This window comes from Pseudoxanthomonas sp. 68-E7 (genome assembly GCF_057773145.1).
The window spans coordinates 217,079-239,423 of the sequence record NZ_JBYMTI010000006.1; the positions used below are offsets into that span (position 1 = coordinate 217,079).

20 protein-coding genes are annotated in these 22,345 nt (G+C 65.7%); 16 read left to right on the top strand and 4 right to left on the bottom strand.

The features are described from left to right. Positions 1 to 2 precede the first annotated feature (2 nt). Genes surE through AC3DE2_RS15880 form a run of 5 tightly spaced genes read left to right on the top strand, consistent with a single transcriptional unit; the run spans position 3 to position 3,741 of the window. Positions 3 to 782 carry a 5'/3'-nucleotidase SurE gene (gene surE / locus AC3DE2_RS15860; RefSeq protein WP_488426989.1) on the top strand — a complete coding sequence of 260 codons (780 nt, stop codon included), beginning with the start codon at positions 3 to 5 and terminating at the stop codon, positions 780 to 782. Then, positions 779 to 1,456, top strand: coding sequence for a protein-L-isoaspartate(D-aspartate) O-methyltransferase (locus AC3DE2_RS15865; protein WP_488426990.1), 678 nt, complete (start codon positions 779 to 781; stop codon positions 1,454 to 1,456). The genes surE and AC3DE2_RS15865 overlap by 4 nt, the downstream gene beginning before the upstream one ends. 6 nt (positions 1,457 to 1,462) lie before the next feature. Further along, positions 1,463 to 2,074 carry a YqaA family protein gene (locus tag AC3DE2_RS15870; RefSeq protein WP_488426991.1) on the top strand — a complete coding sequence of 204 codons (612 nt, stop codon included), beginning with the start codon at positions 1,463 to 1,465 and terminating at the stop codon, positions 2,072 to 2,074. A 19-nt stretch (positions 2,075 to 2,093) separates the two neighbouring features. Continuing rightward, the gene (locus AC3DE2_RS15875; protein ID WP_488426992.1) at positions 2,094 to 2,870 is read left to right on the top strand and encodes a peptidoglycan DD-metalloendopeptidase family protein; all 777 of its coding nucleotides are present in this window, start codon (positions 2,094 to 2,096) and stop codon (positions 2,868 to 2,870) included. 10 nt (positions 2,871 to 2,880) lie between these two features. Continuing rightward, complete coding sequence (locus tag AC3DE2_RS15880; RefSeq protein ID WP_488426993.1) at positions 2,881 to 3,741, top strand: endonuclease/exonuclease/phosphatase family protein; 861 nt, start codon at positions 2,881 to 2,883, stop codon at positions 3,739 to 3,741. A gap of 37 nt (positions 3,742 to 3,778) precedes the next feature. Here AC3DE2_RS15880 and AC3DE2_RS15885 read toward each other — a convergent pair whose 3' ends face one another. The 3 genes from AC3DE2_RS15885 to yhbY are packed head-to-tail and all read right to left on the bottom strand — an operon-like array spanning position 3,779 to position 5,094. Further along, positions 3,779 to 4,381 carry a D-Ala-D-Ala carboxypeptidase family metallohydrolase gene (locus tag AC3DE2_RS15885; RefSeq protein ID WP_488426994.1) on the bottom strand — a complete coding sequence of 201 codons (603 nt, stop codon included), beginning with the start codon at positions 4,379 to 4,381 and terminating at the stop codon, positions 3,779 to 3,781. Next, positions 4,378 to 4,761: an Mth938-like domain-containing protein gene (locus tag AC3DE2_RS15890; RefSeq protein ID WP_295374454.1), complete on the bottom strand. Its 384-nt coding sequence runs from the start codon at positions 4,759 to 4,761 to the stop codon at positions 4,378 to 4,380. Before AC3DE2_RS15890 ends, AC3DE2_RS15885 begins: the two co-directional genes overlap by 4 nt. 27 nt (positions 4,762 to 4,788) lie before the next feature. Next, positions 4,789 to 5,094, bottom strand: a complete 306-nt coding sequence (yhbY, locus tag AC3DE2_RS15895) for a ribosome assembly RNA-binding protein YhbY (protein ID WP_295374458.1) — start codon at positions 5,092 to 5,094, stop codon at positions 4,789 to 4,791. Positions 5,095 to 5,192: 98 nt separating this feature from the next. Here yhbY and rlmE point away from each other — a divergent pair, with 98 nt between their 5' ends. The 11 genes from rlmE to AC3DE2_RS15950 all read left to right on the top strand — a co-directional run bounded on the left by rlmE (position 5,193) and on the right by AC3DE2_RS15950 (position 16,259). Further along, entirely contained in the window at positions 5,193 to 5,825 is a 633-nt protein-coding gene (gene rlmE, locus AC3DE2_RS15900) for a 23S rRNA (uridine(2552)-2'-O)-methyltransferase RlmE (RefSeq protein ID WP_488426995.1), read from the top strand. A 49-nt stretch (positions 5,826 to 5,874) separates the two neighbouring features. Further along, entirely contained in the window at positions 5,875 to 7,800 is a 1,926-nt protein-coding gene (gene ftsH, locus AC3DE2_RS15905) for an ATP-dependent zinc metalloprotease FtsH (RefSeq protein ID WP_488427096.1), read from the top strand. Positions 7,801 to 7,904: 104 nt separating this feature from the next. Continuing rightward, a complete protein-coding gene (locus AC3DE2_RS15910) occupies positions 7,905 to 8,075 on the top strand; it encodes a glycine zipper domain-containing protein (RefSeq protein ID WP_295374464.1) in 171 nt (56 codons plus the stop codon). Further along, positions 8,075 to 8,974, top strand: coding sequence for a dihydropteroate synthase (folP, locus tag AC3DE2_RS15915; protein ID WP_488426996.1), 900 nt, complete (start codon positions 8,075 to 8,077; stop codon positions 8,972 to 8,974). Before AC3DE2_RS15910 ends, folP begins: the two co-directional genes overlap by 1 nt. Before the next feature lie 240 nt (positions 8,975 to 9,214). Next, a complete protein-coding gene (gene miaA, locus AC3DE2_RS15920; protein ID WP_488426997.1) occupies positions 9,215 to 10,171 on the top strand; it encodes a tRNA (adenosine(37)-N6)-dimethylallyltransferase MiaA in 957 nt (318 codons plus the stop codon). 118 nt (positions 10,172 to 10,289) lie between these two features. Then, complete coding sequence (gene hfq / locus AC3DE2_RS15925; protein ID WP_295374471.1) at positions 10,290 to 10,568, top strand: RNA chaperone Hfq; 279 nt, start codon at positions 10,290 to 10,292, stop codon at positions 10,566 to 10,568. Positions 10,569 to 10,687: 119 nt separating this feature from the next. Continuing rightward, a complete protein-coding gene (hflX, locus tag AC3DE2_RS15930) occupies positions 10,688 to 11,989 on the top strand; it encodes a ribosome rescue GTPase HflX (RefSeq protein ID WP_488426998.1) in 1,302 nt (433 codons plus the stop codon). 247 nt (positions 11,990 to 12,236) lie between these two features. Next, positions 12,237 to 13,361, top strand: coding sequence for an FtsH protease activity modulator HflK (gene hflK / locus AC3DE2_RS15935; protein WP_488426999.1), 1,125 nt, complete (start codon positions 12,237 to 12,239; stop codon positions 13,359 to 13,361). Further along, positions 13,358 to 14,221 (top strand): protease modulator HflC, encoded by an 864-nt coding sequence (hflC, locus tag AC3DE2_RS15940; protein WP_454570321.1) that lies wholly within the window; start codon positions 13,358 to 13,360, stop codon positions 14,219 to 14,221. Before hflK ends, hflC begins: the two co-directional genes overlap by 4 nt. A 174-nt stretch (positions 14,222 to 14,395) precedes the next feature. Beyond that, the gene (locus AC3DE2_RS15945) at positions 14,396 to 14,581 is read left to right on the top strand and encodes a DUF2065 domain-containing protein (RefSeq protein WP_488427000.1); all 186 of its coding nucleotides are present in this window, start codon (positions 14,396 to 14,398) and stop codon (positions 14,579 to 14,581) included. Positions 14,582 to 14,966: 385 nt separating this feature from the next. Then, the gene (locus tag AC3DE2_RS15950; protein ID WP_440469360.1) at positions 14,967 to 16,259 is read left to right on the top strand and encodes an adenylosuccinate synthase; all 1,293 of its coding nucleotides are present in this window, start codon (positions 14,967 to 14,969) and stop codon (positions 16,257 to 16,259) included. Between the two features lie 222 nt (positions 16,260 to 16,481). Here the strand turns inward: AC3DE2_RS15950 and AC3DE2_RS15955 are convergent, their stop codons facing one another. Next, a complete protein-coding gene (locus AC3DE2_RS15955) occupies positions 16,482 to 22,013 on the bottom strand; it encodes an AAA family ATPase (protein WP_488427001.1) in 5,532 nt (1,843 codons plus the stop codon). Positions 22,014 to 22,345: the final 332 nt, after the last annotated feature.

The following is a 22,345-nucleotide window of genomic DNA, read 5'->3' on the forward strand; positions in this document are numbered from 1 at the left end:
ACATGCGCGTACTTGTCAGCAACGATGACGGCGTCGACGCCCCCGGTATCCGCGTCCTGGCGGAAGGGCTGCGCGAGGCCGGCCACGAGGTGTTCGTCATCGCGCCGGATCGCGACCGTTCCGGCGCCAGCAATTCGCTCACCCTGGATCTGCCGATCCGGCTCAAGCGGATCGATCACTACACCTGCAGCGTCGCCGGCACGCCGACCGACTGCGTGCACCTGGCGCTCACCGGCATGCTCGAGTTCGAGCCGGACATCGTGGTCTCGGGCATCAACAATTCCGCCAATCTCGGCGACGACGTGATCTACTCCGGCACCGTGTCGGCGGCGATGGAAGGGCGCTTCCTCGGCCTGCCGGCGGTGGCGATGTCACTGGTCACGCGCAATCACGAGCCGCGCCATTTCGAGACCGCCGCGCGCGCCGCGGTGGAGATCGTCGCGCGCCTGAAGGCCGATCCGCTGCCGGCCGACACCATCCTCAACGTCAACGTGCCGGACCGCGCGTGGAGCGAGGTGCAAGGTTTCGAGGTCACCCGCCTGGGCAATCGCCATCGCTCCGAGCCCTGCTTGGCCCAGCAGGATCCGCGCGGCAACACCGTGTACTGGATCGGCCCGGCCGGCCCGGAACAGGACGCCGGCCCCGGCACTGATTTCCATGCCGTGCGCATGGGCAACATTTCCATCACGCCGATCCACGTCGACCTGACCCGCTACCAGGCGCTGGAAAAGGTCGCCGGCTGGGTCGACGGCCTGACCTCGTCGCTGGAGAACCCGGCATGACCCCGCGGCTGCGCCTGCAACCGGAAGCCGTGGGCATGGGCATGACCTCGCAGCGCGTACGCGATCGCCTGGTCGAGCGCCTGCGCGAATCCGGCATCCGCGACGAGACCGTGCTCAACGCGATCCGGCTGGTGCCGCGCCATCTGTTCGTCGACGAGGCATTGGCCACGCGCGCCTACGAGGACACCGCGCTGCCGATCGGCCACAGCCAGACCATCTCCCAGCCGTGGGTGGTCGCGCGCATGACCGAAGCCCTGTTGCAGGGCGCGCCGAAGAAGGTGCTGGAAATCGGCACCGGCTCGGGCTACCAGGCCGCGGTGCTGGCCGCCCTGGGCCTGGAGGTCTATACCGTCGAACGCATCGGCGATCTGCTGCGCCAGGCGCGCAAGCGCCTGCGCCAGCTGGGCATGAACGTGCGCAGCAAGCATGACGACGGCCGCATCGGCTGGCCGGAACATGCGCCGTACGACGGCATCCTGGTCACCGCCGCCGCTCCGGCGCTGGTCAATGCGCTGATCGAACAGCTCGCCGTGGGCGGCCACCTTATCGCGCCGGTCGGTGGTTCCGGTTCGCAATCGCTGGTCAAGCTCACCAAACGCGAAGACGGCAGCATGCAGGAAGAAACCCTGGCGCCGGTCGTGTTCGTCCCCCTGTTGTCCGGCACCCTGGACTGATCGCGGATGCAGATTTTCAAACCGCTGTACGAGCGTGCGATCCTGTGGGCCCGGCATCCGCGCGCGCCCGCGCTGCTGACCGGATTGAGTTTCGTCGAGGCGATCATCTTCCCGGTGATGCCGGAAGTGATGCTGGCGCCGATGTGCGTGGCCAATCCCAGGAAATCCCTGTGGTTCGCCACCCTCAGCCTGCTCGGCTCGATGGCCGGCGCCCTGGTCGGCTATGCGCTGGGCCACTACGCCTTCGAGGCGCTCAAGCCGCTGTTCGCCGCGCTGGGCATGCTCGACGGCATCGAGGCGGGCATCGACCTGATCAAGGCCAAGATGGTCGAGTCGCCGTGGGCCGTCTTCACCTTCCTGGTGCTGGGTGGTTTCATGCCCATCCCGATGAAGGTATTCACGTGGGCGTCGGGTATCGTCGGCGTGCCTATGCTGCAATACGTGCTCAGCATGCTCATCGGGCGCGGCAAGCGGGTCTACCTGCTAGGCATCGCGATCCGGTTGGGCGGGGCGCGCGCCGAGGCGGCGCTGCGCCGCTGGATCGAGCCGGTCGGCTGGATCGCCACCGCACTGGTGGTGGCGCTGGTGGGCTGGTTGATCTGGCGCGCCTCCACCTGATTCCCGAGTTCCACAGAAGGTGAGTGAACGGATGACCAAAGCCACGCGTGCCCTAGTTCTGAGCGTCGCGGTGATGGTGGGCCTGGCGGCCTGCCACAGCACCGTGGTCCGGCAGACCGGTTCCTCGGGTGGTGGCCGGATCGTGTCGCAGCCCAAGTACGGGCAGACCGTGCGCGTGCAGCGTGGCGACACCCTCTACGGCCTCGCGTTCCGCAACGGCATCGATTTCCGCGATCTGGCCGCCTGGAACGGCATCGGATCGCCCTACACCATCTATCCCGGCCAGAGCCTGCGCCTGTATCCATCCTCCGGCAGCCGCCCGGCGACCGGTACCGTCGCCACGGGCACCCCGCCGCGCCCTGCGACGCCGCCGCCCACCAGCGCGCCCAAGCCGCCCCCGCCGCAGCCCGCACCCGTGAGCAGTGGTTTCAACTGGCGCTGGCCGGCGGATGGCCACGTGATCGGACGTTTCGTCGCCGGCGATGCCACCAAGCAGGGCATCGACATCGCCGGCTCCGGCGGCCAGGCTGTGCGTGCCGCCGCCGATGGCGTGGTGGTGTACTCCGGCGCCGGTCTGGTCGGCTACGGCGAACTGATCATCGTCAAGCACAGCGAGGCCTGGCTGTCGGCCTATGGCCACAACCGCAAGCGGCTGGTCAACGAAGGCCAGAACGTGAAGGCCGGACAGCAGATCGCCGAAATGGGCAGCTCGGGCGCCTCGCGCGAAATGCTGCACTTCGAGATCCGCTACAACGGCAAGCCGGTGGATCCGCAGCAGTACCTGCCGGCCCGCTGAAGGGCGTGCCATGAAGCGGCTGTTCGCGAGCATTCTGGCTCCCGTCCTGCTGGTCGTCCTGACCGCCTGCGCGCAGGCACCGGCGCGTGGCGAAGCCGCGACGACCGTGTCCGCCGATACGCCCACGCTCGATGTGGTCACCCTCAACCTCTGGCACGACAAGCAGGATTGGCCACGCCGCCAGGACCTCATCGTGCGCGAGCTGGCGCGGCGGCAACCGGACGTGATCCTGTTGCAGGAGGTTTTGCAGGATCCGGGCCTGGTCAACCAGGCGCAGCGCCTGGCCGAACGCCTGGGCTACCAGTACCGCTTCTTCTCCGTGGATCCGGAAGGGCAGGCGCATCGCTACGGCAACGCCATCCTGACCCGTCATGCCATCGACGCCAGCGATGTGATCAAGCTGCAGCCCCTGGACGACTACCGCGTGGCGGGTTGGGTCCGCACCGAGTTCAACGGTCGGCCGCTCAACGTCTACGTCACCCATCTGCACTACAAGCCCGAAGGCGGCGCCATCCGCGCGCGCCAGATCGCGGACGTGCTGGCCTTCATCGATCGCACCGGCGAGCAGGCGCCGGCCATCATCGGTGGCGACTTCAATACCGGTGACGGCACGCCCGAGCTGGCGGCGTTGTCACCGCGGTTCAGCAGCGCCTACCGCGCCGCGCATCCGGATCAGGACGTGGACGCGCCCGCGCATACCACGCTCAATCCCCACATGGGACATCCGGCGCAGCGCATCGATCACGTGTTCTTCCAGACCGATGCATTCCGGGTGGACGAGGCGCGCATCCTGTTCGAGCGCGCCGATGCCGATGGCACCTGGGCCTCGGATCACTTCGGCCTGTTCGTGCGCCTGCGACCGATGCGCTGATCCGCATCGTCCGGCGGCAATCGCGCGGAAGCCCGCATCACTTCGGTTGAATGCACAGCGACGTGCCACGGCGATGATCCGTGCCCCAGGTGCGGAATCCGGCGGTGTCGATATGGATGCGTTCGGGCGAGTAGAAACCCAGCCCCATCGCCGAGTCCGGTCCGTGCCGGCGCCAGTAGCCGCACAGCCGCGCCGGGGGCACCGCGGGATCCAGATCCAGGTCGAGCGCGCGATTGGCCAGGTGCTGGCTGCGCGAGCTCCCGCCCGAGCACTGGTTGTTGCGGGCATCGCGCCAGCCGGAGCGGATGCACCGGCCATCCAGCAATCCTTCGCTCTGGATCTGCCGCAACAGCCTGAGGGTCGGCAACAGCTGCGGCCATTGCGCGCGTGGCGGGACGGCGAACTCGGGAAGGTCGCATTGGCGCCAGCGTCGCGACGTTCTCAGCAGCGAGGACAGCGGGGCGACGTCGGCCATTCCCTGGGCCTCCAGCCAGGTCCGGTAAGCCCCGGCTTCGGCAGCATGCGCGCTTTGCCACCGCTGGAAGCGTGATTCCTCGGTTTCCGCGTTGAAAAGGTCACGCTGGCAGGCGGCCAGCAGGACCAGGAACAGCAGCGCGATCAGCGCCCGCCGCCGATTCACGCGGCGGAGGCATCCAGCAGGAAACCGGCCACCACCCGGCGCGATTCGCCGGCCAGCACGTTGAAGGTGCGGGCGGCGGCGGCGTTGGTCATCACCTCGATGCCCACGCCGCGGGTCAGCCCGGCCGCCAGCACTGCGGCCGGCGGGAATACCTGGCGATCGCCGGTGCCCAGCAGGATCACCTCCGGCTGCATCGCCAGCAGCGGAGCCAGGTCCTCGGGCGTCAGCGAGGCGACATCGCGCGGACCCCAGTCTTCGCGCAGCTCGGACGGCGACAGCACGAAACTGGCGGTCAGCACGCGGTCGTTGACCTTGGCGCTGCGACCATCGGCCGCGCGCAGGGTATAGGCGTAATCGGGGAGTTCGTGGCTCAGCTGCATGGGGGCGACTCGGAGCCGGGCAGGGCGTCAGGCCCGCGGCAGGACAATCTGGCGGCGTTCCTTGCTGGGGCGGTACAGCACGGCGGTATGACCGATGCGCTGGACCAGCGCCGAACCGGTCTGCTCGACCAGCTCGGCGATCATCGCGTCGCGGGCCTCGCGGTCTTCACCCGCCACCTTCACCTTGATCAGCTCGTGGTGCTCCAGCACGCCGTCCAGTTCGGCGATGAACGCCGGGGTGACCCCCTTGCCGCCAATCTGCAGCAGCGCTTTCAGGTCATGGGCCTGGCCACGCAGGAAACGGGTCTGGGCGGAGGTCAGAACGACGGGCATGCACAAATCAGGGTGGGGAAGGGCGTTCAGGGTATCATGGCGGCCTTTCCCGCCGCCGTTCCGCCCGCTGTCGCAAGGCCGGCGGAGATTGACGCCCCATGGCCACCCGCAGCAAAAGCAGCCAACGCTGGCTCCGCGAACACTTTTCCGACCCCTACGTGAAAAAGGCGCAGGCCGAGGGCATGCGCTCGCGCGCCGCCTACAAGCTGGAAGAACTGCTCGAACGCGACCGCCTGCTCAAGCCGGGCATGGTGGTGGTGGATCTGGGCGCCGCCCCCGGCGGCTGGTCCCAGTTCGTCCGCCAGGCCATGGGCGACCACGGCCGGGTCGTGGCCATGGATATCCTCGACATGCCGGCACTGGCCGGGGTCGAGTTCCTTCATGGAGACTTCAGGGAACAGGCCGTGTTATCCCAGCTGGAGTCAATGCTGGGCGGGCAGCCGGTGGACCTTGTGCTGTCCGATATGGCCCCCAATAAGAGTGGTGTGGACGCGGTGGACCAGCCGCGGGCGATGTACCTGGCCGAATTGGCGATGGAATTCGCCGATGGCCACCTCAAGCCCGGCGGTGCGTTCCTGATCAAGTTGTTCCAGGGCACCGGTTTCGATGACTACGTCAAGGAAATGCGGCGCCGGTACGACAAGGTGGTCATCCGCAAGCCGGACGCCTCGCGCAAGCGGTCGCCGGAAGTCTATGCGCTGGGGCAGGGCAAGCGTGCCCGGATGAAGTAAGGTGGCTTAACGTGGATATCGTGAAAGAGGAACGGCGGGGCCGATGAGGATGAACGACTTGACCAAGAATCTGCTGCTGTGGGTAGTCGTCGCCGTCGTGTTGATGGTGGTGTTCCAGAGCTTCTCGCCGAAGATGGGCGCCGGCGCCGGTGGTGGCGAGGTGACCTACTCCGAGTTCCTGCGCGAGGTCGACAACGGCCGCGTGTCCTCGGTGCGCTTCACCAAGGACGGCAACCTCACCACCAACGCCATTGAATACAAGCGCGCCGATGGCCAGACGGGCACCGTCTATGGCCCGGTCGACGACCAACTGGTGAATCAGCTGGTCAACAAGAACGTCACCATCACCCGCGATGCGCCGGAATCGGGCATCAGCCTGGGCATGATCCTGCTGAACTTCCTGCCGGTCCTGCTGATCATCGGCTTCTGGATTTTCATGATGCGGCAGATGCAGGGCGGCGGCGGCGCCAAGGGCGCCATGAGCTTCGGCAAGTCGCGCGCCAAGCTGCAGGGCGAGGACCAGGTGAAGATCACCTTCGCCGATGTCGCCGGCTGCGACGAGGCCAAGGAGGAAGTCGGTGAACTGGTCGAGTTCCTGCGGGATCCCGGCAAGTTCCAGAAGCTCGGCGGCAAGATTCCGCGCGGCGTGCTGATGGTCGGCCCGCCCGGCACCGGCAAGACCCTGCTGGCCAAGGCCATCGCCGGCGAAGCGCGGGTGCCGTTCTTCAGCATCTCCGGCTCCGACTTCGTCGAAATGTTCGTCGGCGTCGGCGCCAGCCGCGTGCGCGACATGTTCGAGCAGGCCAAGAAGCACGCGCCGTGCATCATCTTCATCGACGAAATCGACGCGGTCGGCCGCCATCGCGGCGCCGGCCTCGGCGGTGGCCACGATGAGCGCGAGCAGACCCTGAACCAGTTGCTGGTCGAGATGGACGGCTTCGAGGGGGGCGAGGGCGTGATCGTCATCGCCGCCACCAACCGTCCGGACGTGCTGGACCCGGCGCTGCTGCGCCCAGGCCGCTTCGACCGCCAGGTGGTGGTGGGCCTGCCCGATGTGAAGGGGCGCGAGCAGATCCTGCGCGTGCACATGCGCAAGCTGCCGCTGGCCGACGACGTCGAGCCGATGGTGATCGCACGCGGCACCCCCGGCTTCAGCGGCGCCGACCTGGCCAACCTGGCCAACGAGGCTGCGCTGTTCGCCGCCCGCGAGAACGCCAAGGAAGTGCGCATGGATCACTTCGACCGCGCGCGCGACAAAATCCTGATGGGCACCGAGCGCCGCTCGATGGCCATGAGCGAGGACGAGAAGACCCTCACCGCCTACCACGAGGCCGGCCACGCCATCGTCGGTCGGCTGGTGCCGGAACACGACCCGGTCTACAAGGTCACCATCATCCCGCGCGGCCGCGCGCTGGGCGTGACCATGTACCTGCCGGAAGGCGACAAGTACAGCCTCAACCGCGTCGCCATCGAATCGCAGCTGTGCTCGCTGTACGGCGGCCGCGTGGCCGAGGAACTGATCTTCGGCACCGACAAGGTCACCACTGGCGCCTCCAACGACATCGAGCGTGCCACCAAGATGGCCCGCAACATGGTCACCAAGTGGGGCCTGAGCGACGAGATGGGGCCAATTGCCTACGGCGAGGAAGAGGACGAAGTCTTCCTGGGCCGCTCGGTCACCCAGCACAAGAACGTCTCCAACGAGACCGCGCGCCGCATCGATGAAGTGGTCCGGAGCATCCTGGATCGCGCCTACCAGCGCACCAAGACCATCCTGACCGAGAACCTCGACAAGCTGCATGCGATGTCCCAGCTGCTGCTGCAGTACGAGACCATCGACGCGCCGCAGATCGACGCCATCATGGAAGGCCGCGAGCCGCCGCCGCCGGCCGGCTGGGGCAAGTCGGGCAAGGACGGCGACAAGCCGGAATCGCGCCCGCTGCCGCCGCTGGGCGGTCCGGCCGCGCAGACCTGAGTCCAGGTTGCCTTCGGAAGGTCACGAAAGACGGCTTCGGCCGTCTTTTGTTTTGCGTGGATAATGGGCCGCATCGGGCGACCCGTCGCGCGAAGGAGTCTTCCATGAAGAACTTCAAACCCAATCCCGGCGTGGCCATCGCGCTGGGCATCGCCATCGGCGCCGCGGTCGGTGTCGCCACCGGCAACCTGGCCCTGTGGTTGGCCCTCGGCGTGGCGATTGGCGGGGGGCTGTCCGCCGCCGCCGCTTCCCGCAAACCCAAGGATCCCGATTGATGTTCGACACCACGCCGCAACTCGACTGCGCCGGCCGCATTCTCAAGCTCGATCGCCCGCAGGTGATGGGCATCGTCAACGTCACCCCGGATTCGTTCTCCGACGGCGGCGCGCACGACACCCTGGAGGCGGCGGTCGCGCATGGCCTGAAGCTGGCGGAAGCGGGCGCGGACATTCTCGACATCGGCGGCGAATCGACCCGTCCGGGGGCGGCCGACGTGCCGGTGGAGGAAGAACTGCGGCGGGTGGTGCCGGTGATCGAACGACTGGCGAAGGAAACCGCGCTGCCGATCAGCATCGATACGTTCAAGCCGGAAGTGATGCGCGCGGCGGTGCAGGCCGGCGCCGGCATGATCAACGACATCTACGGGCTGCGTCGTGAAGGCGCGCTGGAAGCCGCCGCCGCGCTCGGCGTGCCGGTGGTGCTGATGCACATGCAGGGCGAACCGCGCTCGATGCAGGACGCGCCGCATTACGACGACGTGGTGGGCGAGGTGCACCGCTTCCTCGCCGAGCGCATCTTCGCCGCCGAAATGGCCGGCATCGCCAAGAAAAACATCCTCGTCGATCCGGGTTTCGGCTTCGGCAAGAACACCCGGCACAACCTGGCGCTGCTGGCGCAACTGGAGCGTTTCGTCGAACTGGGCGTACCGGTGCTGGCGGGTCTCTCGCGCAAGCGGAGCCTGGGCGAACTCACCGGCCGTGACGTCGCCAGTGAACGCGTCGCCGCCTCGGTCGCCGCGCACCTGATTGCCGCGCAGCGCGGCGCGGCGATCGTGCGCGTGCATGACGTGGCCGCAACCGTCGATGCGCTCAAGGTGTGGAACGCGGTGGCCGCGGTGCCGCAACCGCGCGCGAAACCGGCCGCGCCGACGATTCGCTGGCCGGATGAGGATTGAGGGGCTTGCCCGCTTCTTGGCCCCCTTGATCAGCCATTCGGCTGTTGAGAGCGAAAAAGGGGGCGGGCACCTGCGAAGCAGGTGACGGGGGATTGACCCGCCATTCGGCGGTTGAAAAGCTCTTGCTTTTCGCACCAAAAGCAAATCCCCCTTAATCCCCCTTTTTCAAAAGGGGGACATAAAAAAGCCACCTTCCCCTACCCAATCCCCAATCCCCAATCCCGAATCCCCAACCAACCCATGCCCGCCGATACCCGCCCGCTCGCCATTGCCCTGATGGGCCCGACCGCCTCGGGCAAGACGGCCTTGGCGATGGAATGGGCCGAGCGCTGCGGTGGCGAGATCGTCAGCATCGATTCGGCGCTGGTGTATCGCGGCCTGGATATCGGCGCGGCCAAGCCGGATGCGGCGATGCAGGCGCAGGTGCGGCATCACCTGATCGATGCGCGGGATCCGTGGCAGACCTACTCGGCGGCCGAGTTCGCCGCCGACGCGCGCGCCGCGCTGGCCGACATCGCCGCGCGCGGCAGGCTGCCGATTCTGGCCGGTGGCACCGGCCTGTATTTCCGCGCATTGCTGGAGGGATTGGCGCCGATGCCGGAAGCCGATCCCGACACCCGCGCCGCGCTGGCCGCCGAAGCGGTCGAGCGGGGCTGGCCGGCCCTGCATGCGGAGCTGGCACGGGTCGACCCCGCCGCCGCCGCGCGCATCCACGCCACCGATCCGCAGCGCATCCAGCGTGCGCTGGAGGTCTATCGGCTCAGCGGCAAGCCGATCAGCCAGTGGCAGCGCGAACCGGGGCCGCCGCGGCTGCCGTTCCGGGTGCTCAAGCTGGTGCTGGCGCCGGCCGAGCGCGCCGTGCTGCATGCGCGCATCGAACAACGTTTCGACACCATGCTGGCCGAGGGTTTCCTGGACGAGGTCCGGCGCCTGCGCGCGCTGCCGCGCATGCAGGCCGTGGTCGCGCCGCTGGACCTGCCGGCGGTGCGCGCGGTGGGCTATCGCCAGGCCTGGGAACACCTGGACGGGACCACTTCCGCGGCAGAATTCCGCGATCGCGCCATCTTCGCCACCCGCCAGCTCGCCAAGCGCCAGCTGACCTGGCTGCGGGGCGAACTGGACGCCCGCTGGTTCGATCCGGGGCGCGATTCGGCCGCCCTGGAGCGGGCCCGACGGCAGTTTCTGGGCGCTGTGTAGCTGGTCAAACCGCCCCGGTTGTGTAACATCGGGGGCCGGGCCGCCAGGGGATACCAAGCGCGCGGACCCGGAAACACCACAATTATTCCTATAAGCGACACTTCGGGAGTTCGCCACAATGTCCAAGGGGCAATCCTTGCAGGATCCTTTCCTGAACGCTCTGCGCCGCGAGCGGGTGCCGGTTTCGGTCTACCTGGTCAACGGCATCAAGTTGCAGGGCACGATCGAATCGTTCGACCAGTTCGTGGTCCTGCTGCGCAATACCGTCAGCCAGATGGTCTACAAGCACGCCATTTCCACCGTGGTGCCGGCGCGCAACGTGCGCGTGGGACCGGGAGGCGGCTACGTGCAGTCCAATGAGGGCGGCGCGCCGGGCGAAGAAGAAGAAACCGAGTAACCACCCGGGAAACCGGTGAAGATTCCAGGGTGAAATCGGGGGTCGGCGCCCCCATGTAATGGGATCCGGGCGCCACGGCGGCCGGATCCTCCCTGACATCGAGTCCAAACCGCTTCCCCATGTTCGAACGTTCCCGCAAAGGCGAACACGCCCTCCTGATCCAGCCCCACGCCGGCGGCCCGCCGGATGATGGCGCCTCGGAGGAGTTCACCGACCTGGCCCGCTCCGCCGGCGCCACCATCGCCGCATTGCTCACCGCCCGCATCGACCGGCCCAATCCGTCCACCCTGATCGGCAGCGGCAAGCTGGAAGAAATCAAGGCCGCGGCCGAGGCCACCGGCGCCGATCTGGTGCTGGTCAACTATCCGCTCTCGCCCGGCCAGGAACGCAACTTGGAGAAGTACCTGGAGCGCCGCGTGCTGGACCGCACCGGCCTGATCCTGGACATCTTCGCCCAGCGCGCCCGCAGCCACGAGGGCAAGCTGCAGGTGGAACTGGCCCAGCTCAAACACATGGCCACCCGCCTGGTCCGCGGCTGGACCCACCTGGAGCGCCAGCGGGGTGGTTCCATCGGCCTGCGCGGCCCGGGTGAAACCCAGCTGGAAACCGACCGCCGCCTGCTGCAGAAACGGGTAGAGCAGTTGCAGAAGCGGCTGGAGAAAGTGGAAGTGCAGCGCACCCAGATGCGCCGCGCCCGCGTGCGCAGCGAACTGCCGCGCGTGGCCCTGGTCGGCTACACCAACGCCGGCAAGTCCACCCTGTTCAATGCCCTGACCGGCGCGGAGGCCTACGCGGCCGATCAGTTGTTCGCCACTCTGGATCCCACGGTGCGCCGCATCGAACTCCCTGGCGGCGGCGTAGTGCTGGCCGACACCGTCGGCTTCGTCCGCGACCTGCCGCACGAACTGGTCGCCGCGTTCCGCTCCACCTTGTCCGAAGCGCGCGAGGCGGACCTGCTGCTGCACGTCATCGACGCGGCCGATCCGCTGCGCGAGGAACGCGTCACCCAGGTCGACGAAGTGCTGCAGGCCATTGGCGCCGGCGACATTCCGCAGTTGCTGGTGTTCAACAAGATCGATCGCATCGAGGGCGCCGCGCCGCGCCACGATCAACCCAACGAGGGCCACGAGCGCGTGTGGATTTCCGCGCGCGACGGGGCCGGGCTGGACGTGCTCAAGGAGGCGCTGGCGCAGAAGCTCGGGCTGGAACGGATCATCGGCACCGTGCACCTGGGCGAACGTTCGGCGCGCCTGCGTTCGCGCCTGCACGCGCTCGGCGCGGTGCGCGGCGAACGCCACGACGAAACCGGCTGGCACCTGGATCTGGACATGGCCCTGGCCGACGCGCGCCGTCTGGCCGCCGAGGCGGGCGGCCACGCGCTGGAAACCCTGCTCCCCGAACCTGTCGAAGACACCTTCTGACAGAAATCCGCGAGAACGGTGCGGGCTCGCGTGGGAGCGGGCAGGTAGGGCCCCTGTAGGAGCGACGTCAATCGCGACCGGATATCCCACCCGCCCCGCAAACCACTCCGCATCCCACCGCCACCCACCCGGCGAAAAACCGCCCGCCCCATGCCCTTCAGCCCTTGTCCGGCGGCAGGGCGGCCCTATCTTGTAGAATCGGAAACGCGTCGGTTTCGGCCCACGCATCATTGACGACGGAGTGGGCATGGCCTGGAACACCCCTGGAAGCGGCGGCTCTGGCAGCGGCGGCGGAAACGGCAACAACGACAACCGACGGGGCTGGAATCCCCGCGGCGGCAACAGTGGCGGCGGCCTCGGCGACCTGCTGGATCGCCTGCGTGGCTCCTTCGACGGCAACGGCCCCCTGCGCTGGATTGGCGTGGCGCTGCTGCTGGTCGTCCTGTTCTCCAGCTTCCAGCTGATCGGCGAACAGCAGCGCGGCGTGGTCCTGCGCTTCGGCCAGTTCTCCCGCGTCATGCAGCCGGGACCCAACTTCAAGTGGCCGTGGCCGATTGAAAGCGTCACCAAGGTCAACGCCACCGAGATCAAGAATTTCAGCAACACCATGCCGGTGCTGACCCGCGACGAGAACATCGTCACCGTGTCGGTCAACGTGCAGTACCGCATCGCCGACCCGCGCCTGTACCTGTACGGCTCGCGCAATGCCGATGACGTGTTGCAGCAGGCCGCGCAGAGCGCGGTGCGCGAGCAGGTCGGCCGTTCGGATCTGGACACCGTGCTCGGCGAGCGCGGCCCGCTGGGCAGCCAGGCCAAGGAGCGCCTGCAGGCCTCGCTGGATGCCTACAAGACCGGCCTGGTGGTAACCGAACTCAACCTGCCCGACGCGCGTCCGCCGGAAGAAGTGAAGCCGGCCTTCGACGAGGTCAACTCCGCCCAGCAGATCAAGGATCGCCTGGTCAACGAAGCGCGCGCCTATGCCGCCCGCATCGTGCCCGAGGCGCGCGGTACCGCCGCCCGCACCCGCACCGAGGCCGAAGGCTACAAGGCCGCCGTGGTGGCGCGCGCCCAGGGTGACGCGGATCGGTTCTCGCTGCTGCAGGAACAGTACAAGAACGCCCCCGACGTCACCCGCAAGCGCCTGTGGCTGGAAACCGTCGAGCAGGTGTTGCAGCAGAACAACCGCAAGGTCGTCGGTGGCGACAGCCGTCAGCTGATCTACCTGCCGATGCCGGCGCAGGCCGGTGCCAATACCGCACCCGCCCCGGCTCCGGAAGTGGTGATGCCCGCCGTGGAAAGCAGCGCGACAACCCCGCTGCGCAGTGCCGAGCGTCCCGCGCGACCGGCCGGACGTGAGGAGAGTGGACGATGAGACTTCCCGCAATCGTGGCGCTGCTGGTCGCCATCGTGCTAGGCCTGATGGGCTCGGTGTACGTCGTGCGTGAGGACCAGACCGGCCTGGTCCTCAACCTGGGCCGCGTGGCCCGCGCCGACATTCCGCCGGGACTGCACTTCAAGTGGCCGCTGGTGGAAACCGCGCGCGTGTTCGATCGCCGCTTCCAGGTGCTGGAAACCCAGCCCGAGCGCTACCTGACCTCCGAGCGCAAGGACGTCAGCATCGACTTCTTCGCCGTGGGCCATATCTCCGACGTGCGCGCGTTCTACCGCGCCACCGGCGGCGACGAAAAGCTGGTCAATGATCGCCTCGCGCCGATCATCACCGACTCGCTGCGCAACGAAATCAACGCCCGCACGCTCACCCAGTTGGTCTCTGGCGATCGCAACCAGATCGTCACCGCCCAGCTCAAGAGCATCAACGAGGGCGCCGCCACCCTGGGCATGCGCATCACCGATCTGCGCCTGAAGCAGATTGACCTGCCCACCGACAGCCAGGTCATCACCGACGTCTACGAGCGCATGCGCGCCCAGCGCAAGCAGGTCGCCAGCCAGCTGCGCGCCGAAGGCGAGGAGCAGGCCCGCACCATCAGCGCCCAGGCCGATCGCGATCAGGCCGTGCTGGTGGCCGAAGCCGAGCGCGACGCCCAGCGCCAGCGTGGTGAAGGGGACGCCGAAGCCGCTCGCATCTACGCCTCCGCCGCCAACAAGGACCCCGCGTTCTTCGCCTTCCAGCGCAGCCTGGACGCCTACCGCGCTTCCTTCGCCGACGGCAACAGCGTGATCGTCCTGGACAAGGACGATCCGTTCCTGCAGTACCTCAAGAGCGACCGCTGACGCGGTCGCTCCGGGATTGGGGAGTGGGGATTCGGGATTCGTAACGGCGGATCCCGGTCGCTGGGAGGTTGAGGGGACGTCCCCCTGTTGAGGACCGGCCCCGAGACTTCCGGAGTTGTCCGTCAGCGCCGCCTTTCCCAATCTCCCATCCCGAATCCCCAATCCCGGCCCCCCATGCCCGATCTCTGGTCCGCCCTCTGCCTGGTCGCCGTCCTGGAAGGCCTGTTCCTGCTGGTCTCGCCGGGGCTGTGGAAGCGCCTGGCCCTGCAGTTGCTCAACCTGCCCGATGCCCAGATCCGCCAGGCCGGCGGCCTGGTCCTGGTCGCCGGCCTGACCCTGCTGTGGTGGCTGCGCCACTGAGGTTCCGATGTCCCGGTAGGAGCGACGTAAGCCGCGACCGGAAATCCAGACAGAAGCAGCAAATCCAGGAAGTCGATAACCCAGCCGGCGGCAAGGGGCACACGGTCGCGGCTTGCGCCGCTTCTACCGGGCAGGCGAGGCCGGGCACCTGGCCGGATTTCCCCCCGTTCAGCCAATCGGGGTAGCCCCCTTCACCCAAAACCCGGATAATGCACAAAAGCCGGACGGGCGCTCGCCAGAGCCAACCCCGCCGGCTTTTTCCGTGTCTGGGCACAGCGTAGTGGACCCCTCCCCGATGGAGACGGCCCGCATCGGTAACGCCGCGCCCGGTCCGGCCCATCCCGGCGGCCCCGATGGTCGCCAACAAGCGAAGGAGTTACCCGTCATGGGTCAGTCAGTCGTCGTGCTCGGCGCCCAGTGGGGCGATGAAGGCAAAGGCAAAATCGTCGACCTGCTTACCGAGGAAATCGGTGCGGTCGTCCGCTTCCAGGGCGGCCACAACGCCGGCCACACCCTGGTCATCAACGGCAAGAAGACCGTCCTCCACCTGATTCCCTCCGGCATCCTGCGGCCCGACGCCCTGTGCCTGATCGGCAACGGCGTGGTCATCAGCCCGGCCGCCCTCAAGAAGGAAATCGAAGAGCTGGAAACCAGCGGCGTGGACGTGCGCTCGCGCCTGAAGATTTCCCCGGCCGCCCCGCTGATCATGCCGTATCACATCGCCCTGGATCAGGCCCGCGAAAAGGCCGCCGGCGGCAAGGCCATCGGCACCACTGGCCGCGGCATCGGCCCGGCCTATGAAGACAAGGTGGCGCGTCGCGGCATCCGCATCGCCGACCTGCATTACCCCGACCAGCTGGCCGAGAAGCTGCGCAGCGCGCTGGATTACCACAACTTCGTGCTCACCAAATACCTGGGCGTGGACGCGGTGGACTTCCAGCAGGTCTACGACGAAGCGCTGGCCTTCGGCGAATACGTCCAGCCCATGAAGTCCGACGTGGCCGGCATCCTGCACGACCTGCGCAAGCAGGGTAAGCGCGTGCTGTTTGAAGGCGCCCAGGGCGCCCTGCTGGACATCGACCACGGCACCTATCCCTACGTCACCAGCTCCAACACCACCGTCGGCGGCGCGCTGGCCGGCAGCGGCGTGGGCGCGGACGCCATCGACTACGTGCTGGGCATCGCCAAGGCCTACGCCACCCGCGTGGGCGGCGGCCCGTTCCCGACCGAACTGGACGACGAAGTGGGGCAGGGCATCCGCGACCGCGGCCAGGAATACGGCGCCTCCACCGGCCGTCCCCGCCGCTGCGGCTGGATCGACATTGTCGCGCTCAAGCGCGCCGTGGCCATCAACGGCATCACCGGCCTGTGCATCACCAAGCTGGACGTGCTGGACGGCATGGAAAAGCTGAAGATGTGCATCGCCTACCGCTACCGCGGCAAGGAAACCGAGTACGCCCCGCTGGACGCCCAGGGCTGGGAAGAATGCGAGCCGGTCTACCTGGAATTCCCGGGCTGGTCCGAAACCACCCACGGCATCACCGAATGGGACAAGCTGCCCCCGGCCGCCCGCGCCTACCTGCGCGCCCTGGAAGAACTGTCCGGCTGCCCGCTGGCCATTGTCTCCACCGGCCCGGACCGCGACCATACGATGACGCTGCAGGATCCGTTTGCTTGAGTTGGCATAACAAGCCAAAAAAGCCCCGCGTTTGCGGGGCTTTTTTTGGACAGCGTAATGCTCAGTGTCTCCTTTCGGCCAGGAGCGGACCTTCGAGAACAGCCGGGGGAGATGAGCACGGCCTTCCCAGCCGCGTTGAATCACAGGCATGTGACCGGTGGCGATGCAACTATTCAGTGCTAGCGGGGAAGCGATTCAGATATCGGCACAAGGCGAACGGCACTATTCCGGTAATCCTGGATCGTCGGGCGGTCTCGAAGCAGCGAATCGCTCTTGGTTCTGGGCGTTATGTGATCGAGCACGCCGAGCCACAGTTTCGACCCGGCGGGCGCCGACGAGCCCTTCGAGCTGCGTGCGGCCGATCTCGGTCAGCGCAATCACCGCACCCTCGCCATACAGGCAGTCCCCGTGCGTTTGCCCATCCGGACCACCGTCTCTCCAACAATACGCAGTCGCCACCAATTGACCATTGGCATCGAACCATCGCGATGTACCGTCCGTCGCCGCCTGCCACCTCAATCGATTGGCTAGGCCCGGAGCGAGCGTCAACTCAAAGCGCGGCAGCGGTGCAAGGCCCCGCCGAGTAACGGCACGGACCGGAAAACCAGAGTCGGGCAAGCGCTCGAATAGCGACACGGGGTTTTGACCGGGAGGAAGCTTCGTCCCAAGAAGGCGCATCCGACTCCACTCGTAGGCCGTGAAACTGGATCGCCCCTGGAAGTGGGTCAGCTCCGCCAAGATGGTTTCGGCACCTACCGCGACAGTGAGGTCTTCCTCCACCTGCGCTAGCCAAGCCTCTTCGTCCGCGCTGAAGCCGCGCGGCAGCACTGGTCGGACCACAAACTCCGGCCTTCGATCGATCGCACTCCGCATCCACTCCGGAGAAATCGCGAAGTCACCGAGCAGCGAATCGACTTCATCGGTGTCGATTCGCCCGGCGCCGTCCAACTCGCCGGCCACATGCCGCAACGCGCGCAAACCACCAACGAAATGTGGGGCGAAGTATTTCAGCTGCAAACCCAGATTCTGAAGGGTTCCTCTGAGCTCAGCAGCGCCTGCCGAACCAAACGCCTGGACACCGCCCCAGCCGTCTATAAATTGCTGGACTCGGTGGCGAATGTGATCCTCGGTTACCCCGGCGATTGACGCGATCTTTTCGATCAAGTCGGTGAAAGGTGCGCACCACGCCGCAGCGTCCGATACGAGAGGCGCACCGAAAGGTCGTTCGCGAAGCGTTTCATCGCGTTCGGTAACCTCAAGCGGAGGAAGAGAAAATCCATAAAATGCCGGTAGTGCGCTGCGTCCAACGTGGAGATCCAATCCCCAACGTTCGGCCAACTTACGCGCGAGAACGCGCACTCCAAAGTCGTCATCATTTGCCAGATCGCCAATTCGTGAGGCAAATAGTTCCCGAAGCGCAGGGTTGCCTGTAGACCGAAGCAGTTGAAGCCCTTTGATGATCGAATCGCCCGAATCGCTCAGGAGAGAATTGATCAGGATCCCAAAGGCGGCCGGGTCAGAAGCCGAGAGAGACAGCGCCCCGCCCCCCGCTTGCCACTGAAGTTCCGAAACGGGCAGCGAGATGACCTTATGAAAAAGCTTGGCGATCAGTGCTGAATCCGACAATCCATCTTCATGGTCGACATCCCGGCCTAAAGCGTAATCACGAGTGTGTGGCAGCTGGTCTTGTACTGACGCCCACATGCCAGACCAGTTTGGAGCAGGCTCGAGAAGTGGCCAGATGTCATCGAGATCCCAAAGTAACGAATTGGTGGCGTCGTCTCCGGCGGCCAAGCTCGAGGCCAGATTTGCATAAGCCAATTCGTAGACGCTCTCCCCTTCCAATTGCAGGCGGGCACGGAAGTAGCGTTGTCGCCCACCACCCATCATCCACGACCAACTGAAACTACGGTCGGCATCGGGCTGATATTCATCCGTCAAACGAATGGCGACCTCTCGCTGCCCCTCCGCCAAGGCTCTGTCGACAAGAGAGAATCTGGCTCGATTGTCCTCTTGAACCTTTGGATGGCAATCAAATACTTCCAGTGCGAGGTTGAAATCTGAGGCAGACAGCAGCCGCCGAAACGCCGATCCGGCTTCGAAGCTGACGGCGCCCGAGGCAGCGTCAGCGTCTAACCTATCCGCCAGTCCCCGCATGTCTAGCGCGTCGTCGTACCGCATGGGGGAGTTGCCTCCACTTCTTGGCAGCGGCGCGTCGCCGGAAATACGAACTTTCGCCGCTTCGACGGTAGCCACGTCTGCGCCGCGCAGGGAAAGCGCGGCCTTCAATGCGTCAACGAGCTCCGGCCTAACATCAACCTGAGCGTGAACCGCGATACTGTCGAGCATCAATCTCCCGATATCGTCCAGAATCTCAGAACCCGCGGTCTGAATTGCCTCGTGAATGAAGTTGGCCTCCTCGGATACCCGGTAGTAGGCAGCCCGGTGGAATGGCAGGCAAAGCGAAAGCCATGTATTCACGCACGGAAGGACGATCTGTGGATCGCGCCGGATCATGCCCGCCATCAATGCGTCCACGACTTCAGGCATTTCGATCAGACCTGCCTCGAGCAGCGCATCAGCCACACTCGAGCCGAGTTGCGCGCTGTCCATGGCAGCCTCGAGAATCAGGCCATGTGCGATCCGGTCTGCCGCATCGCTTCCCTCCGTCGAGGCCATGCCAATCGCCTGTCGCGCAAGCATGCGGACTCGCTCAGAGCGCTGACTGGGGTCCGCTTGGTTGGCCTTCCGCAGTAAAGTCATCCAGAACGCGTACTGCGGGTCTTTTTTTGCACGCAGCGCATATCCCAGGGTATGCGCTCGCTGCTCCGCGAGTAGGGCTTGGCCGCGTGCCGGACGGCCTACGCGCGCAAAGGCATCGGCGAGGCGCGCAGTGCTCTCCAGGAATTGACCGGGCGTCCCTTGGTCGCGGCGCTCGAGCAAACCATCCAGCCGTCGCTCCGCGTCATCCGTGTTCTGACCCAGATTCGCGACGGCCTTGGCGATCATCATCTCAAGAGAGAACGTGCGACCACGGACCATCGGGTGGTCCTCGAGAATCCGGTCTACCGCTTCTATGGCTCGCGCGAATTCCTCGCGGCTGATACGTGCTGCAGTCTTCAGAAGCGAACTCAGTACTTCGGGTGCCGCCCTGTCTAGCTGGCCGATCACGAAATATTCGCCACCCCCACCCGGAACTGTGCGACAAACGTAGCGCATGAAAGCCGCGCACTCCTGTGCAACTTCACCAGCCTGCATGCCTTGCGAATCGCGCCTGCTTCTAGCGCCCAGGATGCCAGCGTGCTCCGCAAATTGCTGAAGCGGAACGAGCTGAGGTTTGCTGGATGGGGAAGATGTGGGTAGAGGTTCATTGAGCAGGGTTACGAGTTCGGCATGCTCAATGACCGCCCGAGGAATGTCCTTGGAAAGTTCGTAGTCTGTTGAGTTGTCCATTTCGGCGATGGCCGGAACCGCCAACCCGACCGCTAAGGATTGCGCACTCCCCACAGCACCGCTGCGCGCAGCCATTAGTGACACGCCACGTCTCAACCCACGAGGCACCTCGGCCAACTCAGCAGCATCTGTTGCGACGTCATCAATCTCAGCAATCGCCGAGGTGGCGCGCTCCTGCGCGCCGTCCTGAAGAGCGCGCCTGGCCGCAACCAGCCGCATAGTCGCGCGAACAGATGGTTCCAACTCATAGGCTCCGATCACCACGTCAATATCCGCCGAGGGATCTGAGGCGACCGTGGCAAGCGCTGCCTCCCAACGGATCGACCAGCCCAGGTCGTCCGGGTCATTGAATTGATCGCGTTCGCGCCGAACCATCTCAACAATTCGGTTGATACCGGCCATTATCTCGCTGGAACTGCGAAAATCGATAGCGCGTGCAGCCCACCTCTGCAGCTCACGCTGCCAGGTCATCGGACTGCCCATCGAAGAATCCGAGCCTAGGTCGTGCAATGGCTCGATGCGCTCGAACAACGTCCTTGCCCGTTCTATGTTTCCTTGGTCTTGCCAAGCATCCACGACATCGTAGCCGTCGCCACCTGTCTCGTCGAAGAGCGCTTCTGCCTCGTCGACCTGACCCAACGCGATTAGGGCTTTGATGGTCTCGCGGTCGTCTTCGAAGGCAGAAGCCCTTCGAGAGATTTCGTCGGACGCAAGAATCAGGTTGAAGGCAGCCGTTGCGTCCCTTATGTACTTGAGGGAACTGAAGGCCAACCTGATGTCATCTTTAATATCGGACGCCGAACGACCAGCCAGATACTGCTCGCGAAAGAATGCGGGGGTCGTAGCTGCGAGCACTTTCGCGTGATCGCCTACCCTCATCAGATAACGCAACCTCAGGAAGCGTTGCGACGAATCAGAGCCCGTTCGCTCGGCAATCTCGACAAGTCGGCGGTAGAGGCGCGAAGAAGATTCGGTATCCGGCTCGCCGAACCGGAATCGAGGGACACGAGCGACATACAACCGAAAGCTGTTATGGAAAATCGACCAGCCACCTTGAGAGCGCTTTAGAAGGTGACGCGCGGCGCGCCATGCCCTTTCAAGCGCCGCCCGCGAGTAGAGATGCTCGAGGAGGCTCAAGTCCAGCGGCGCCTCGGCAAGTGCGACGAGACCGAGGACGTCCATGACCTCATCATCGTCAACGAGCCCGCGTAGAGCAGACGCGTAGTACGTCTCGATATCCCCCGAATACTCGAACCCATCCTCCAGGATGGAGTCCCTCGCTTGCTCGTTTTCCGCCGAAAGCAAGGCCTGAATCAGGTAGTGCGTGGCGAGCGGATGACCATGGGCGAGCTCGCGAAGGCGCGATCTCGGCACCGATTCCGGTAATCCCATGGCATCTGCCATTGAAGAAATCGCGGCCTGCGAAAGCGGGGCCATGTCCACGCGTCTTGCCGCCGTATCGGCCTGCGCCCGGACCGCGGGCGGGATCTCTGGAAGGTCGAGACGCTGGGTGCCGAGTAGAAAGATGACCCCCTGCGGAACCGAGGCTGGCAGCGGGAGCTCGGAAAGAAACGATCGCTCAGGACGCTCTTCGCGCGGGACGTGATCCAGACCGTCCACCACGATGAGCGTTCGAACACCCGTCTCCTGAAATCGCTGACCAGCCGCTGCCAGCAGGGCTTCAAACTCCTCCCGACGGTCCTGCGGCGACTCCCGCCGAAACCGTACGCCCAGCAAGCCAGTCCGCCTCATTCCAACGATCAGATCCTCATGAAAGTCGGCCGCTTCGGCGCGGCCGATTCCTTGAGCAGCTCCAGGCACGAAAGCAAGGTAGCGGACAACAGTCAATTGCGGCTCGGATTCCAGCGCGATCTGGAGCAGAGTCGATTTGCCCGAACCCGGAGGGCCGACGAGCGACAGGTAGCCCGATGGGCTTGCACTCAGCGCTCGTCTCAATTGGATTTCCGAGGCCGGATTGCGCTGCACGGCAATGCCGATCGGGAATTGATGGCGATGACGCGTCTCAGTGTCGCGCCAGCCCATTTCCCTGAGGAATTCGTCCCGCGTCCATCGGTCCTGCTCGGGAACGCGTGCGACCAGCTTCGGCAATCGTTGCGCGATCAAGTCAACCTGTGGTCGCGATTGGGCCGTGATGCCGTAACGCGTTGCAAAGTCTGCCTGATCGCCGTGAATCAGCTCCAATCGGCGAAAGAATTCTTCGAATTCAGGTTCTGCAAGCCTGGATGCCGTCCAGAGGTGCTCGACAATCGGCCACCATGGCGAGGTCCGCCACTCGGCCATGCTCCATGACGGATGCAACTGCCAGTGCGAGACAAACTGCCGCGTGGATCCCCCACCCCCTACGTCGTCATTGTCCGCTGGCGCATCTGACACCACCACCCTGATGCGAACGTTCTGTCTAGGGCAGCTGCCTCTGAGTTCGTGCCATGCGACCACTAAACCTGGGAGCAGTCCGCTCGCACCCGTAAGTAGGGTGCGGATGCGAAAGGTTCCAGGGTCTCGTGAGGTCTTGAACTGATGACCGACAACGTCACCGTCGTACCCCAGCACGACGTCATCAGCGATTCCCGCACAACGATCTGCAAGGCCAACCCAGCGTAGGTCTCCGCGGT

Coding starts and splice junctions, on each gene's coding strand:
- hfq (WP_295374471.1), top strand. CDS start 10,290: ATGTCCAAGGGGCAATCCTTGCAGGATCCTTTCCTGAACGCTCTGCGC.
- AC3DE2_RS15955 (WP_488427001.1), bottom strand. CDS start 22,013: ATGGCCGAGTGGCGGACCTCGCCATGGTGGCCGATTGTCGAGCACCTC.
- miaA (WP_488426997.1), top strand. CDS start 9,215: ATGCCCGCCGATACCCGCCCGCTCGCCATTGCCCTGATGGGCCCGACC.
- hflC (WP_454570321.1), top strand. CDS start 13,358: ATGAGACTTCCCGCAATCGTGGCGCTGCTGGTCGCCATCGTGCTAGGC.
- folP (WP_488426996.1), top strand. CDS start 8,075: ATGTTCGACACCACGCCGCAACTCGACTGCGCCGGCCGCATTCTCAAG.
- hflX (WP_488426998.1), top strand. CDS start 10,688: ATGTTCGAACGTTCCCGCAAAGGCGAACACGCCCTCCTGATCCAGCCC.
- surE (WP_488426989.1), top strand. CDS start 3: ATGCGCGTACTTGTCAGCAACGATGACGGCGTCGACGCCCCCGGTATC.
- AC3DE2_RS15880 (WP_488426993.1), top strand. CDS start 2,881: ATGAAGCGGCTGTTCGCGAGCATTCTGGCTCCCGTCCTGCTGGTCGTC.
- rlmE (WP_488426995.1), top strand. CDS start 5,193: ATGGCCACCCGCAGCAAAAGCAGCCAACGCTGGCTCCGCGAACACTTT.
- ftsH (WP_488427096.1), top strand. CDS start 5,875: ATGAACGACTTGACCAAGAATCTGCTGCTGTGGGTAGTCGTCGCCGTC.
- AC3DE2_RS15865 (WP_488426990.1), top strand. CDS start 779: ATGACCCCGCGGCTGCGCCTGCAACCGGAAGCCGTGGGCATGGGCATG.
- yhbY (WP_295374458.1), bottom strand. CDS start 5,094: ATGCCCGTCGTTCTGACCTCCGCCCAGACCCGTTTCCTGCGTGGCCAG.
- AC3DE2_RS15890 (WP_295374454.1), bottom strand. CDS start 4,761: ATGCAGCTGAGCCACGAACTCCCCGATTACGCCTATACCCTGCGCGCG.
- AC3DE2_RS15870 (WP_488426991.1), top strand. CDS start 1,463: ATGCAGATTTTCAAACCGCTGTACGAGCGTGCGATCCTGTGGGCCCGG.
- hflK (WP_488426999.1), top strand. CDS start 12,237: ATGGCCTGGAACACCCCTGGAAGCGGCGGCTCTGGCAGCGGCGGCGGA.
- AC3DE2_RS15910 (WP_295374464.1), top strand. CDS start 7,905: ATGAAGAACTTCAAACCCAATCCCGGCGTGGCCATCGCGCTGGGCATC.
- AC3DE2_RS15945 (WP_488427000.1), top strand. CDS start 14,396: ATGCCCGATCTCTGGTCCGCCCTCTGCCTGGTCGCCGTCCTGGAAGGC.
- AC3DE2_RS15950 (WP_440469360.1), top strand. CDS start 14,967: ATGGGTCAGTCAGTCGTCGTGCTCGGCGCCCAGTGGGGCGATGAAGGC.